The following is a 13839-nucleotide window of genomic DNA, read 5'->3' on the forward strand; positions in this document are numbered from 1 at the left end:
GGTGGTGCCGAACCTGCTCACCGCGGTCGGCAGTCTCGTTGCCGTGCATCAGGTCGACGTTTCCGCCGACGTCAACGGCCGCGTCACGGAGATCAAGTTCGAGCCGGGTACGCGGGTCGAGGCCGGCACGCCGCTGGTGCAGCTGTTCGACGCGCCGGATCAAGGCGACCTCGCCAACTACAAGGCGCAGGCGACTGTCGCGCAGCTGTCGCTCGACCGCGCCAAGCAATTGGCCGCGCGCCAGTTCGGTCCGCAGGCGACCGTCGATACTGCGCAGGCCGCCTACGACCAGGCGCTCGCCGGCATCGCCAAGACGGAGGCGTTGATCTCGCAGAAGCTGGTGCGCGCGCCGTTCTCCGGCGATCTCGGCATGCGCAAGGTCGAGGTCGGCCAGTATCTGACGGCCGGCACCGCGATCGTGTCGCTGACCGATCTGTCCGAGCTGTGGGCCAACTTCACCGTGACCGAAAAGGATTCCGGCAGCCTCAAGGTCGGCCAGGTCGTCCGGCTCAGGGTCGACGCCTATCCGGGCCGCACCTTCGAAGGCAAGATCACCACGATCGAGCCGCAGATCTCGACCGATACCCGCAACATCCGCGTGCAGGCGACGATAGCCAATCCCGAGAAGATCCTGAAGCCCGGCATGTTTGTCACCACGACCGTGGTGCTGCCCGAGAAGCCCGCCGTGATCACCGTTCCGGAAACGGCGGTCGACTACACGCTGTACGGCGACTCCGTGTTCGTGATTGCCGAGAAGAAGGAAGAGGACGGCAAGACCAGCCTGTCGGCGGTGCGTACCTTCGTGCAGACCGGCAGCCGGGTCGAGGGTCGCGTCGAAATCGTCAAGGGCCTGAAGGCGGGCGACAAGGTCGTCGCGCTCGGCCAGCTCAAGCTGCAATCGGGCGCGCCGGTGTCGATTTCGACCGATCCGATGCCGCCGATTCCGGCGCAGCCGCCGCGCTACTGACACATGCACGCGCGTGATCCGGCCCGGCCGGATCACGTCTGTTGAGACATAGAATCGAGATCGCCGCGATGGCCTTTACCGACATTTTCATCAAACGACCGGTCCTGGCAGTCGTCGTCAGCCTGCTGATCCTGCTGATCGGCCTGCGTGCGGCGATGGTGCTGCCGATCCGGCAATATCCGAAGCTGTCGAACACGGTCATCAACATCACGACCGTCTATCCCGGCGCGTCCGCGGACCTGATCCAGGGCTTCATCACCACGCCGATCGAGCAGGCGGTCGCTTCCGCCGAGGGTGTCGACTACATCACCTCGTCCTCCGTGCTCGGCACCTCGACGATCCAGGTCTACATCAAGCTGAATTTCGATCCGAACCAGGCCCTCACCGAGGTGCTGGCGAAGACCAACTCGGTGAAGTACCTGATTCCGAGGGAATCCAACGACCCGATTGTCACCAAGACCACCGGCCAGACCACGGCCGTGATGTATCTCGGCTTCTCGTCCGAGGAGCTGTCCGGCTCGGCGATCTCCGACTATCTGACGCGCGTGGTGCAACCGGTGCTGTCGACGGTCGACGGCGTCGCCTCGGCCGACATCCTGGGCGGCCAGACCTTTGCGATGCGGCTGTGGCTCGATCCCGTGAAGATGGCGGGCCGCAATGTGTCGCCGGCGGACGTCGCTGCGGCCATCCAGGCCAATAACTTCCAATCGGCGGCGGGCCAGACCAAAGGCTATCTGATCGTCTCGAACGTCTCGACCAATACCGGCCTGACCAACGTCGACCAGTTCAAGAAGATGATCGTCAGGGCCAGGGACGGCGGCTTCGTGCGGATGGAGGATATCGCCACCGTCGAGCTTGCGGCCCAGAGCACGGACGCCAGCGTCGCCTTCAACGGCGAGCGCGCGATCTTCATCGGTGTGAACGCCACGCCGCAAGGCAACCCGTTGACGCTGGTCAAGGGCGTGCGCGCGCTATTCCCCGAACTCGAGCGCAGCCTTCCGCCGTCGATGAAGATGAAGGTGGCCTACGACTCGACCAAGTTCATCCAGTCTTCGATCGACGAGGTGCGGAATACATTGGGCGAAGCCGTGATCATCGTGATCGTGGTCATCTTCCTGTTCCTGGCCTCACTGCGGTCGGTCATCATTCCCGTCGTCACCATTCCGCTGTCGATGATCGGCGTCTGCACCATGATGCTGGCGCTGGGCTTCAGCTTCAACCTCCTGACGCTGCTCGCGATGGTGCTGGCGATCGGCCTCGTGGTCGACGACGCCATCGTGGTGGTGGAGAACATCCATCGCCATCTGGAGGAGGGCAAGACGCCGGTCCAGGCCTCGCTGCAAGGAGCGCGCGAAATCGTCGGCCCGGTCATCTCGATGACCATCACGCTCGCTGCGGTGTACGCGCCGATCGGATTCCTCGGCGGTCTCACCGGTTCGCTGTTTCGCGAATTCGCCTTCACGCTTGCGGGCTCTGTGATCGTGTCGGGCGTGATCGCACTCACGCTGTCGCCGATGATGTGCTCGGTGCTGCTGAAGAATACCGAAGAAGGCCGCTTCGCCAAGCTCGTGAACCGGGTGTTCGGCGCGATGACGCGCTGGTACGGGCGCAGGCTCGATCGCTCGCTCGATTACAAGGCCATCACCGGCCTGTTCGCGATCACGATCCTGGGTCTCGTCGGCTTCCTCTATATGCACACCTCCAAGGAGCTGGCGCCCGAGGAAGACCAGGGCATCGTGTTCGCGGTGACCAAGGCTCCGAAATACGCAAACATCGATTATCTCGATTTCTATGGCGAGAAGCTCGACAAGGAGTTCGCGAAATTCCCCGAGACCGATCTGCGCTTCGTGCTGAACGGCATCAACGGCCCGCAGGGCGGCATCGCCGGCATGCTGCTCAAGCCGTGGGACGAGCGCAAGCGCTCGGCGATCCAGCTGAAGCCGCTGGTGCAGGCCGAGCTCTCCAAGATCGAGGGCGTGCAGGCTTTCGCATTCAACCTGCCGCCGCTGCCGGGCGGCCCGGGCGGTCTGCCGATCCAGATGGTGATCAACTCCACCGCCGGCTTCCAGACGGTCTATGAGGAGATGGAGAAGCTGAAGGACGCCGCGCGAAAGAGCGGCATGTTCATCGTCTCCGACAGCGACCTCGCCTACAACCAGCCGAACGTGGAGGTGACGATCGACCGCACCAAGGCGCAGGACCTCGGGGTCAACATGCAGAACCTCGGCGCCACGCTCGCGGTGCTGCTTGGCGGTAACTACATCAATCGCTTCAATCTCGAGGGCCGTTCATACCAGGTCATTCCACAGGTGCCTCGCGCCAAGCGGCTGTCGCCTGACTCGATTGCCGGCTTCTACGTGACCACCAATACCGGCCAGCAGCTTCCGCTGTCGACTGTGGTCTCCATCAGAACGAAAACCGACCCGAATTCGCTGACTCACTTCAACCAGCTCAACTCGGCGACGTTCTCGGCCGTGCCGATGCCGGGCGTCACCGTCGGCGCTGCGGTGGACTTCCTTGAAGGCGAGGCCAAGAAGCTGCCGCAAGGCTTCAGCCACGACTATCTGGCGGACAGCCGTCAATACGTGCAGGAAGGCAACCAGCTCGCGATCACCTTCGGCTTCGCGCTGATCATCATTTTCCTGGTGCTGGCCGCGCAGTTCGAGAGCCTGCGCGACCCGCTGGTCATCATGATCTCGGTGCCGATGGCGATCGTGGGCGCGCTGATCCCGCTGTTCTTCGGCATGGCGACGATGAACATTTACACCCAGGTCGGTCTGCTCACGCTGGTCGGCTTGATCACCAAGCACGGCATCCTGATGGTGGAGTTCGCCAACGAGCTCCAGGTCAACGAGCGGCTCGACCGCCGCTCGGCCATCGAGATGTCGGCCCGCATCCGCCTGCGGCCGATCCTGATGACCACGGCCGCGATGGTGACCGGCCTGATCCCGCTCCTGACCGCGACCGGGGCAGGCGCGGCCAGCCGCTTCTCGATCGGTCTCGTGGTCGTCGCCGGCATGTCGATCGGCACACTGTTCACGCTGTTCGTGCTGCCGGCGGTCTATGTGGTGCTGGCGACCGACCATCGCGCGGCCGCCGATTCGGAGCGGAACAAGCAGATCAACGACCTCGATCTCGACACGAAGGTGCTGCGGCCGACCTGAGGCCGAAGCGAGACCAGCCCCAAGGGCGGCAGCGGTCATCCGCTGCCGCCCTTTTTTGTTCTCGGGTGAGGCCCGTCCCGCGCTTGCGAGAGACAAGGCCCGGTCTTCTTGCTAGGTTTTGCCGTGCTGGTCAGGATTTGCGCCGACGGTTCCCTGACTGGCACCTGAAGCGCCGGCTCAACGGCGCCGGGCATTCGCGTGCCACTCGAATGGGGGTCAACATGACGCGTGACTTTGCTGCCGGAAACTATCGCTTCATTCCGTCCGTGTTCCAATATTCGGCGGGCGCGGCCGCGGATGAGGGCTACGAGATCGAGCGCGTCCGCTTCGACCGCCTGGTGCCGCTCGCGGAAGGGTTTGCGCTGGCCGCAAAGTTCATCAAGGAGGCGGGCCGCCCGCTGACGGCATTCTGCGCCTGCGAGTTGCGCTCACCGGCGGCCTTCAGCGAGGAAGGCTTTCGCGCTTTCAACCTGCACTATGTGAAGACGCTGTCGGAATGGGGCATCTTCGATGGCTCCACCAATCCGGTCGCGCGCAGCAACGTCTGTCCGGAGATCGATCCGCCGTCCGAGCCGTCATTCTACGCGTTCTCCTTCACACGCCCGACCCGATCGAACGCGCCCAGCTTCGTCATCGCCGGCGGTGCGGAGGCACGCGAGGGCAGCGGCACCTATGTCGAGCGCACGGTGCGCTACCGCGACCTCAGCCCGGAGGGACTGCTGGAGAAGGTGCGTTTCACGACGACGTCGCAGATGGAAAAGCGGATGGCGGCCTTTGGCTTCGGCTGGAAGGACACCACTGGCGTGCAGGCTTACTCGGTGCACGACTTCCACCACGCGCTGGTCGACGAACTGGTCCGTCGTGGCGCATTGCGGTCCGGTCTGACCTGGCATTTCGCCCGGCCGCCGGTGGTCGATCTCGAATACGAGATGGATTGCCGCCGTGTGCTGCGGGAAGTGGTGATTTGAGCAGTTGACGGTGGAATTTCACCTCTCCCAAGGGGAGAGGTCGGCGCGTAGCGCCGGGTGAGGGGTTCTTCCCTCGACAGAGCTGGTCCCCTCACCCGAATTGCTTCGCAATTCGACCTCTCCCTCCGGGAGAGGTGAACAAGCCTCGCCGCTATTTCTTTGCGTCGCCTCAGCGCTGCCTTGGGTCGAGCGCGTCGCGCAGGCCGTCGCCGAGCAGGTTCAGCGACAGCACGACGAGGAAAATCGCAAGGCCCGGCCAGATTGCCATCCAGGGCGCCTGGGTGAGGAAGCGCTGTGCCGCGTTGAGCATGCTGCCCCAGGACGGCGCCGGCGGCTGCTGGCCGAGACCGAGGAAGGAGAGTGCGGCCTCGGCGATGATGGCCGCAGCGATCGAGAGCGTCGCCTGCACTAGCAGCGCCGGCAGGATGTTCGGCAAAATGTGCGAGAACGCGATCCGCCACGGCGGATTGCCGAGGGCGCGCGCGGCCTCGACATAGTCCTCGGCCTTGACGACGAGCACTTGGCCGCGGGTCAGGCGGATGAAGATCGGTGTCGCCGAGATGCCGATCGCGATCATGGCGTTGCCGAGGCTCGGCCCAAGGAATGCCGCGAGCGCAATTGCCAGGATCAGGAACGGGCAGGCCAGCATCGCATCGGTGATCCGGCTGATCAGCGCGTCGGTGAAACCGCCGCGATAGCCGGCAAGGAGACCGAGCGGCACGCCGATACCGAGCGCGATCGCAACTGAGATCAGGCCCGCGAGAAGGGAGGCGCGCGCACCGTAGACGACGCGGCTGAGGATGTCGCGGCCTAGGTCGTCGGTGCCGAACCAGTGCGCCACGGTCGGCGGCTTACGCACCAGGCTCCAGCTCGTCGCGATCGGATCGTAGGGTACGACCAGCGGCGCAAGCGCGGCAAGCAGGATGAATACTGTGATCACGACGAGCCCGAACACGGCGGCCTTGCGCTTGAACAGGCGCCGGCGCGCCCGGCGTGCCGGGCTGTCGAGTTCGTAGGCCTGCGTGGCGGGACTGGCTGGCAGGGCTGCATCGGTCATCGCCTAGCCCCTCAGTCGCGGATTCACGAGCACATAGGCGACGTCGGCAACGAGGTTCAGGGTGATGTAGACGGTGGCCGTCACCAGCACCACGCCTTGCACCACCGCGTAGTCGCGATTGAACACGGCATCGACGATGAGCTTGCCGAAGCCGGGAATGGAAAAGATCTGCTCGGTCAGCACCGCGCCCGACAGCAGTGTCCCGAGCTCGAGCGCGCCGAGCGTGATGATCGGCGTCAGCGCATTGCGCATGGCGTGCTTGAGGATGACGGAGCGCTCGGAAAGACCCTTCGCGCGAGCGGTGCGGACATAGTCGCTCTCTAGCACCTGGAGCATGGCGCTGCGGGTGTGTCGCATCAGGATCGCGGAAATCGCGTTGCCGAGCACGAAGGCCGGCATGATGGTGGCGGCGAGACTCGCGCGCCAGTCCTCGGTCAGCGGCACGTAGCCCGAGGCCGGCAGCCAGCCGAGCTTGATCGAGAACAGGAAGATCAGGAGGATTCCGAGCCAGAAATTCGGCGTCGAGATGCCCCACAGCGCGAACAGATTGGCGGCATAGTCCCAGGCCGTGCCCTTCTTCACCGCGGAGACGATGCCGGCGGGGATGCCGATGCAGAACGCGATCAGGATCGCCATCGAGCCGAGCTGCAGCGTCACGGGCAGTTTCTGTGCGATCAGCTCGCGCACCGGCATCTTGTTGCGCAGCGACTCGCCAAAATTCCCCGAGAGGACGCCTTTGAGCCCAATAGGCGTATTGCACGGGGATCGGCTGGTCGAGCTTGTACTGCTGGCGGATCTGCTCGATCACCGCGGGATCGCGCTCCTCGCCGGCCATCACCAGCGCGGGGTCACCCGGCAGCAATTGCTGCAGCGAGAAGATCAGAACCGACACGAAGAACAGCGTCGGTACGATCTGCGCGATCCGGCGGGCGAGGAAGTTCAGCATGGTGCGGCGTGTGCCCCGGGCGCTGCGCAACATGCTGGCTGTGCGGAGCAGCTCTCATGCGCTACGCCGCGTTCGGGACACGCCATGGTCGTCATCAGGTCTGTCACTTGAACTTCAGCCCGACCACGCGCACGAGGCCATCGGGCATCTGCCGGTAACCCTCGAGCTTCTTGGTGTGCGCGATCAGAAGCGTACGGTGATAGACGTAGATGATCGGCAGGTCGTCGAGCAAGATCTTGGTCAGCTTGGCGTAGATCGCCTTGCGCTCGTCGACGTTCGCTGTCGCTCGCCCCTCTTCCATCAGCTTGTCGGCCTCGGGATTGGAATAGCCTCCGTCGTTCTGCGGCGCCTTGCTGCGCATGAAGATGTAGGAATTGCCGTCGGGATCGATGCGGCCGCTCCAGTTGATCTGGAAGACCTGGAACTCGCCGGCCTGGGCCTGCTTGAAGGTCGTCGCGAATTCGACCGCGCGGATCTTGATGTCGAAGCCGGCTTCCGCCGCCATCGATTGGACGACCTGGGCGACGGCCTCGTTCTCCGCGCCCTTCGGGATCATGTAGTCGACGGTCACGGGCGCGGTGACGCCGGCCTCCTTCAACAGTGCCTTGGCCTTGGCGATGTCACGGCCGCGGACCGGGAAGGCCTTCTGGTAATAGGGGTGCTTCGGGCTGACCCATTGATTGCCGGGCGTGAACTCGCCGTTGAAGACGACCTGGTTGAGAGCCTCGCGGTCGATCGACAGGTCAAGCGCCTGACGCACCTTGGCCGACTGGCTCAGCGGCCCCTTGGTCTTGTCGTTGCCGACATTCACGGTCAGGCCGAGATAGCCGAGCTCCGGAGCCGTCGACAGCACGAGCCGGGAATCGGCCCGCACATCCTTGATGTCGGTGGCGAGCACGCGCTCGATCAGGTCGAGGCCACCCGACTTGAGGTTCGCGAGGCGCACGGTGGCATCCACGATCGGCAGGAACACGACGCGGTCGATATGGATGTTGTCCTTGTTCCAGTAGTCGGCGAACTTCTCGAACACCATGCGGTCCTGCTGGACGCGCTCGACAAATTTGTAGGGGCCGGCGCAGACCGGATGCAGGCCGAACTTGTCGCCGGCCTCCTTCGCCGCCTTCGGCGAGACCATCATGCCGGAGCGGTCGGTGAGCTGGGCGATCAGTGGCGAGTAGGGCGTCTTCAGCACCAGCTTGATGGTGAGAGGATCGACCACCTCGACGTGGTCGACGCTGGCGAGCTCGGACTTGCGGAACGAGGTCGGCAGCGTCATGTGACGCTCGATCGAGAACTTCGCGGCTTCGGCGTCCAGCGGCTCGCCGTCGTGGAATTTGACGCCCGGCCGGAGCTTGATCGTCATCTCCTTGCCGTCGGCCGAGGTCTCGTGGGACAGTGCCAGCTGTGGCACGATGTTGAGCTTCTCGTCGATGTCGAACAGCTTGTCACAGAAGGCGGAGAAGACGATGCGGCCGACATAGGTGCGGCCGATGCTGGGATCGAGGATATCGGGGTCCTCGGCGATGCCGATGCGCAGCGTGGTCTGAGCCTGGACTTCGCTTTGGGCTGCGCCCACGAGCGACGTCAGCAGGGTCGACGCCAGGATTGCCACTCGCATGAAACTCATCGCTATCAACCTCTGTTTTGCGGCTATGCGGGGGCGGTCCCCAATGGACCAACCCCGCGCGCGCGGACTGCTTCCGGGCCGCCGCTGAAGGCGGCAACCAATTTTTCAAGGACCGGCGAAAAGCCGCCGTCGGACGGGACGATCGCCGCTGAGGGCGGCAGTTCCGACGTTCGATGGCAGGCCGTTGCATGTCCAATGCCATCCGCGACCAGCCGAGGCATTTCGCTGCGGCAGCGCTCGACCACGTAGGGGCAACGGGTGTGGAAGCGGCATCCCGGTGGCGGATTCAGTGCGCTGGGGATCTCACCTTGCAGCACAATGCGGCTGCGCTTTGCCCGCGGTTTAGGCACGGGGATCGCGGACAGCAGCGCCCGGCTGTAGGGATGGCTCGGCGCCGCGAACAGGGCGTCGGCCTCAGCCGTCTCGACGATCTGGCCAAGATTCATCACCGCGACATGGTCGGCGATGTGTTTGACCACGGCGAGGTCATGCGAGACGAAAATATAGGCCAAGCCAAGCCGGTCCTGCAGCTCGCGCAGCAGGTTGAGGATCTGCGAGCGGATCGAGACGTCGAGCGCCGAGACCGGCTCGTCGCAGATGATCAGCTTTGGTTCGACGGCGAGCGCGCGGGCGATGGCGATGCGCTGGCGCTGGCCGCCGGAGAATTCGTGCGGATACCGCCGCTCGAGCCGCGGCTCCAGCCCGACCAGCCGCAGGATTTCCGCGACCCGCTCGCGCCGCTGGGCCGGCGGCACGAGATCGTGGAGGGCCAGCGGCTCGGTCAGGATCTGGCCGACCGTCATGCGTGGGTTGAGCGAGGCGTAGGGGTCCTGGAAGATGATCTGCGCCTGGCGGCGGAAGGCGCGCAAGCCGCTGGCGTCTAGCGAAAGGAGGTCTCGGCCGTCGAAGCGGACCGCGCCCGCATTCGGCTCGATCAGTCGCAGCACCAGACGGCTGACGGTGGACTTGCCGCATCCGGATTCGCCGACGAGCGCCAGCGTCTTGCCGGCGTCGAGCGAGAACGAAACGCCATCGACCGCCTTGACGTGCGCCAGCGCCCTGCCGAACAGCGAGCGCTCGGCGACGAAATGCTTGACCAGGCCTTCGACCTCGAGGAGCGCCATCACGGCACCAGCAATTCGAGTGGCGCGCGGATGCAGCGCGAGAGATGGCCGGCGCCGACTTCGATCAGCGGCGGTGGCGCGCTGGTGCAGGCGTCCAGCACGAACGGGCAGCGCGCGGCGAAGCGGCAACCGGCGGGCGGCTGGGCCATGTTCGGGACCATGCCTTCGATCGTCGCGAGCTGTTCGGCGCGATGATCGAGCCGCGGGATCGAGCCGAGCAGGCCGACAGTGTACGGATGCTGCGGCGCGGAGAACAATTCGTCCGCCGGCGCGCGCTCGACGATCTCGCCGGCATACATCACCGCGACCTCGTCGCAGACCTCGGCGACGACGCCGAGGTCGTGGGTGATCAGGATGATCGCGGCGCCGCTGGCGGCCTTCAGCTCGCGCATCAGCTCCAGGATCTGGGCCTGCAGGGTGACGTCGAGCGCCGTCGTCGGCTCGTCGGCGATGAGGAGGCGCGGGTCGCAGGCCAGCGCCATCGCGATCATGACGCGCTGGCGCATGCCGCCCGAGAGCTTGTGCGGATAGTCGTCGATGCGCCGTTCGGGCGATGGGATATGGACGCGGCGCAGCAGCTCGATTGCGCGGTTCCGCGCGCTCTTTCGCGAGCCGCCGCGATGGCGCAGGATCGTTTCGATGATCTGGTCGCCGATCGTGAAACTCGGGTTGAGCGAGGTCATCGGTTCCTGGAAGATCATCGCCAGCCGGTTGCCGCGGAGGTCGCGCAGCGTCTGGTCCGGGGTCTTCAACAGGTCGAAACCGTCGAAGCGGATCGCGCCTGATATCTCCGCGCTCTGCTTCGGCAAGAGGCCCATGATCGCCAGCGACGTCACGCTCTTGCCGCAGCCGGATTCGCCGACGATACCGAGCGTCTCGCCATTGGCGACGCTGAGATCGACGCTGTCGACCGCGTGGGTGATGCGGCCGTCGTCGCCATGAAAGCGGATGCGCAGGTCCTTGATCTCGATGAGGGGGCTGGCGCTCATGATCGCCTCGCGCTCGCCGCAGCGATGCTGGCGTCGATGACGCTGCGATCGGTGTTGCCGGCCGGGTTCTGCCGCGTCGGCATGGACGCGCGGAAATGCACCCAGAGCTCGTGGCTGACGCGCTCGAGCCGTTCGAGTTCAGCGATCGGATCGGGGTGATCGTCGGCGCGAATGTCGAGTGCCGGCCATTCCTCCTCGCCGTGGATCACGAGCGCGGCCGACTGTTTGCCGCGCTTGTCGCCGCCGGCGGCTTCGCCGGCGCGCATCGCCGCGAGCAGACGGCGCGGGAAGGGGAGGCTGTCATTGGCGATGTAGGTTTTTGCAGTCTCGTCGAGCACGTCGGCGCAGGCGAGCATGTTGCCCGCGATCGAGAAGCCGCTGCCCGCGATGTGACCGCACCAATCGACACAGTCGCGCCCTGTATGCGCGGCGATCTCGCCGCTGGCATCCATGATGTGGACCTGGCGGCTCTCGCGGCCTGCGTCGGTCGCGAGCAGGGTTGCGAGCAAATCGTGTGCGTTCAAACCTTCGCGCAGCAGCTTGACGCCGTCGATGCCGTAATAGGGGTTGACGAAGGCCTGCGTCGCGATGGCGCCGAGGCCGGCGGCGATGTAAGGCACGCGCGCACCGACTGCGAAGAAGCGGGTCGCTACTGCGATGCCGAACTGGCCGGTGGCAGGATCGCGCGCGATGATCGACCAGGTCATGTGCTGCCTTCAGCGTCCTGCCGCGTAGCCTTGCATGCCGCGCGGATTGGCGGCGGCGCGCCGGCGCGGACCGACCCGCGAGGCCGCCGTGAGGCGGCCTTCGGACCAGTCCGGCCCGACCTCGACGATATGCCCGCGCTCGCGCAGGTTTTCGATCGTCGCCTTCGGCACGCGGTTCTCGACCACGAGCACGCCGGGGCGCGCGGTGCGCGGCCAGAACGAGATCGGGAAATGCTCGGAGTGCCAGGCCGGCGCGTCGATGGCTTCCTGGAGATTGAGGTCGCAATGGACGTGGCGCAGGAAGAATTGCGTGATCCACTGATCCTGCTGGTCGCCGCCGGGCGAGCCCCAGGCGAGATACGGCTCGCCATCGCGCAGCGCCATGGTCGGCGACAGCGTGGTGCGCGGCCGCTTGCCCGGCGCGAGCGCGGCCGGGTGGCCTTCCTCCAGCCAGAACATCTGGGCACGGCTGCCCAGGCAAAAGCCGAGCTCGGGAATGATCGGCGAAGATTGCAGCCAGCCGCCCGACGGCGTCGAGGACACCATGTTGCCCGCCTTGTCGATGATGTCGAAATGCACGGTATCGCCGCGCACTTCGCCGAAGCGCCCGACGGTCGGCTCGCCGGCGCCGAGCGCGCCGACGGCCTCGCGCTGGCCTTCGGCGCGGCGCAGCTTGACCACGCCGCCGAGGCCCTCGACCGTGCCGGGGATGAAATCGAGCGAAGCCTTGTCGGTGACGAGCTTGCGGCGCTCGTCGGTGTAGGCATCCGACAATAGCGTCGCGATCGGGATCTCGGTGAACTTGGGATCGCCGTAGAATTTTTCACGGTCGGCGAAGGCCAGCTTGGCGCATTCGATCTGGAGATGGATGAATTCCGGCCCGGTCGGGTCGAGCCCGTCGAGCGCGAAGCCCTTCAGCAGCGCGAGCTGCTGCAGCGTCACCGGACCCTGACTCCAGACGCCGGCCTTGCAGACGGTGTAACGGCCATAATCATAGGTGAGCGGCGCCTCGATCGTCGGCTGCCAGCGCGCCATGTCGTCGGCCGAGAGCACGCCGCGATGCGGCGAGCCGCTGACGTCCATCACCTCCTGGGTCCGGCAGAACTTGTCGATGGCCTCTGCGACGAAGCCTTGCGACCAGGCTTTGCGCGCGCGCTCGATTTCGGCATCGCGGCCGCCGCCGCCGCTCTCAGCCTCCCTAAGAATGCGGGCGTAGGTCGCGGCGAGCGTTGTGTTGGTGAATAGCGTGCCGGGTCTCGGCACTTCGCCGTTCGGCAGGTACACCGCGGCCGAGGTCGGCCAATGCTGACGGAACAACTGCTCGACGGTCTGGATCGTGGCGCAGGCGCGTTCGACCAGCGGATAGCCCTCGCGGGCGTAGGAGATCGCCGGCTCCAGGACGTCGCGCACGCGCATCGTGCCGTAGTCTCGCAGCAGCATCATCCAGGATTCGAAGGTGCCGGGAACGCAGGCGGCGAGCAGGCCGGTGCCCGGCACCATGTCGAGGCCCTCGCTCTTGTAATGCGCGATGGTGGCGCGCGACGGCGCCGGGCCCTGGCCGCAGATCACCTCGGTGCGGCCGCGCTTGACGTCATGGACGATGATGGGCACGTCGCCGCCGGGCCCGTTCAGATGCGGCTCGACCACCTGGAGCGTGAAGGCGGTGGCGACGCCGGCGTCGAAGGCATTGCCGCCCTTTTCCAGAAGGCCCATGCCGACGGCGGTCGCAATCCAGTGCGTCGAGGCGACGACCCCGAACGTGCCCTCGATCTCGGGCCTGGTCGTGAACGGATCGGGATTGATATTGCTGCCCATGAACTTCACCACCTTATTTCCGGCGCGCGCAATTGATCACAGCCGATGCCACGCCGCCAATGCGCAGGCTGCATGGCACGCGCGCGTCACGCCGGGACCGGCGCGGTGTTGACCGCGTGGCAGGCGACGCCGTCGATCAGGTCCGGGGCTTCCTTGCGGCAGAGATCGAACGCCAGCGGGCAGCGCGGGTTGAAGGCGCAGCCGGGGGGCGGGTTGATCGGGCTCGGGATCTCGCCCTTCACCGGAATGCGCTGGCGGCCGCTCATGGAGAGATCGGGCACCGCGCCGAGCAGCATCTTGGTGTAGGGCATGCGCGGATTGGCGAACAGCTCGCGCCCTTCGGCGATCTCGACGATGCGGCCGAGATACATCACGCCGACGCGGCTCGCCATGTGGCGCACCACGGCGAGGTTGTGGCTGATGAACATGTAGGTCAGGCCGAACTTGTCCTGGAGGTCGCGCATCAGGTTGAGAA

Annotated in this window: 10 protein-coding genes and 1 pseudogene; 3 read left to right on the forward strand and 8 right to left on the reverse strand. The window is 65.6% G+C overall.

Features of this window, described 5'->3' with window-relative positions:
• The 3 genes from JHD07_RS16960 to JHD07_RS16970 form a co-directional block, all read left to right on the forward strand.
• Positions 1-967 (forward strand): efflux RND transporter periplasmic adaptor subunit (locus JHD07_RS16960; protein ID WP_291624240.1); only part of this gene is annotated, 967 nt, incomplete at its 5' end.
• Between the two features lie 68 nt (positions 968-1035).
• Positions 1036-4131, forward strand: a complete 3096-nt coding sequence (locus JHD07_RS16965; protein ID WP_291624257.1) for a MexW/MexI family multidrug efflux RND transporter permease subunit — start codon at positions 1036-1038, stop codon at positions 4129-4131.
• Positions 4132-4352: 221 nt separating this feature from the next.
• Positions 4353-5099, forward strand: coding sequence for a hypothetical protein (locus JHD07_RS16970; RefSeq protein WP_291624242.1), 747 nt, complete (start codon positions 4353-4355; stop codon positions 5097-5099).
• Between the two features lie 169 nt (positions 5100-5268).
• On the opposite strand, the gene JHD07_RS16975 is transcribed toward JHD07_RS16970, so the two are convergent.
• The 8 genes and pseudogenes from JHD07_RS16975 to JHD07_RS17010 all read right to left on the reverse strand — a co-directional run.
• A complete protein-coding gene (locus tag JHD07_RS16975) occupies positions 5269-6156 on the reverse strand; it encodes an ABC transporter permease (RefSeq protein ID WP_291624244.1) in 888 nt (295 codons plus the stop codon).
• 3 nt (positions 6157-6159) lie between these two features.
• Positions 6160-7102 (reverse strand): annotated as a pseudogene (locus tag JHD07_RS16980) (ABC transporter permease).
• Positions 7103-7205: 103 nt separating this feature from the next.
• On the reverse strand, positions 7206-8729 hold the full coding sequence (locus JHD07_RS16985; RefSeq protein WP_291624246.1) for an ABC transporter substrate-binding protein: 1524 nt from the start codon (positions 8727-8729) through the stop codon (positions 7206-7208).
• A gap of 23 nt (positions 8730-8752) precedes the next feature.
• The gene (locus JHD07_RS16990) at positions 8753-9853 is read right to left on the reverse strand and encodes an ABC transporter ATP-binding protein (protein ID WP_291624248.1); all 1101 of its coding nucleotides are present in this window, start codon (positions 9851-9853) and stop codon (positions 8753-8755) included.
• Positions 9853-10842 (reverse strand): ABC transporter ATP-binding protein, encoded by a 990-nt coding sequence (locus tag JHD07_RS16995; RefSeq protein WP_291624250.1) that lies wholly within the window; start codon positions 10840-10842, stop codon positions 9853-9855. The genes JHD07_RS16990 and JHD07_RS16995 overlap by 1 nt, the downstream gene beginning before the upstream one ends.
• A complete protein-coding gene (locus JHD07_RS17000) occupies positions 10839-11549 on the reverse strand; it encodes a DUF1028 domain-containing protein (RefSeq protein WP_291624252.1) in 711 nt (236 codons plus the stop codon). Before JHD07_RS17000 ends, JHD07_RS16995 begins: the two co-directional genes overlap by 4 nt.
• 9 nt (positions 11550-11558) lie before the next feature.
• Positions 11559-13364, reverse strand: coding sequence for a gamma-glutamyltransferase family protein (locus JHD07_RS17005; RefSeq protein ID WP_291624254.1), 1806 nt, complete (start codon positions 13362-13364; stop codon positions 11559-11561).
• Between the two features lie 86 nt (positions 13365-13450).
• Positions 13451-13839 (reverse strand): ABC transporter ATP-binding protein (locus tag JHD07_RS17010; protein WP_291624255.1); only part of this gene is annotated, 389 nt, incomplete at its 5' end.

Origin of the sequence: Bradyrhizobium sp. (assembly GCF_016462955.1) — a bacterium.
Lineage (GTDB): Bacteria > Pseudomonadota > Alphaproteobacteria > Rhizobiales > Xanthobacteraceae > Bradyrhizobium.

What these genes read in the sequence shown, in the direction of transcription:
- JHD07_RS16965 (WP_291624257.1), top strand. Translation starts at nt 1,036, where the DNA reads ATGGCCTTTACCGACATTTTCATCAAACGACCGGTCCTGGCAGTCGTC.
- JHD07_RS16970 (WP_291624242.1), top strand. Translation starts at nt 4,353, where the DNA reads ATGACGCGTGACTTTGCTGCCGGAAACTATCGCTTCATTCCGTCCGTG.
- JHD07_RS16975 (WP_291624244.1), bottom strand. Translation starts at nt 6,156, where the DNA reads ATGACCGATGCAGCCCTGCCAGCCAGTCCCGCCACGCAGGCCTACGAA.
- JHD07_RS16985 (WP_291624246.1), bottom strand. Translation starts at nt 8,729, where the DNA reads ATGAGTTTCATGCGAGTGGCAATCCTGGCGTCGACCCTGCTGACGTCG.
- JHD07_RS16990 (WP_291624248.1), bottom strand. Translation starts at nt 9,853, where the DNA reads ATGGCGCTCCTCGAGGTCGAAGGCCTGGTCAAGCATTTCGTCGCCGAG.
- JHD07_RS16995 (WP_291624250.1), bottom strand. Translation starts at nt 10,842, where the DNA reads ATGAGCGCCAGCCCCCTCATCGAGATCAAGGACCTGCGCATCCGCTTT.
- JHD07_RS17000 (WP_291624252.1), bottom strand. Translation starts at nt 11,549, where the DNA reads ATGACCTGGTCGATCATCGCGCGCGATCCTGCCACCGGCCAGTTCGGC.
- JHD07_RS17005 (WP_291624254.1), bottom strand. Translation starts at nt 13,364, where the DNA reads ATGGGCAGCAATATCAATCCCGATCCGTTCACGACCAGGCCCGAGATC.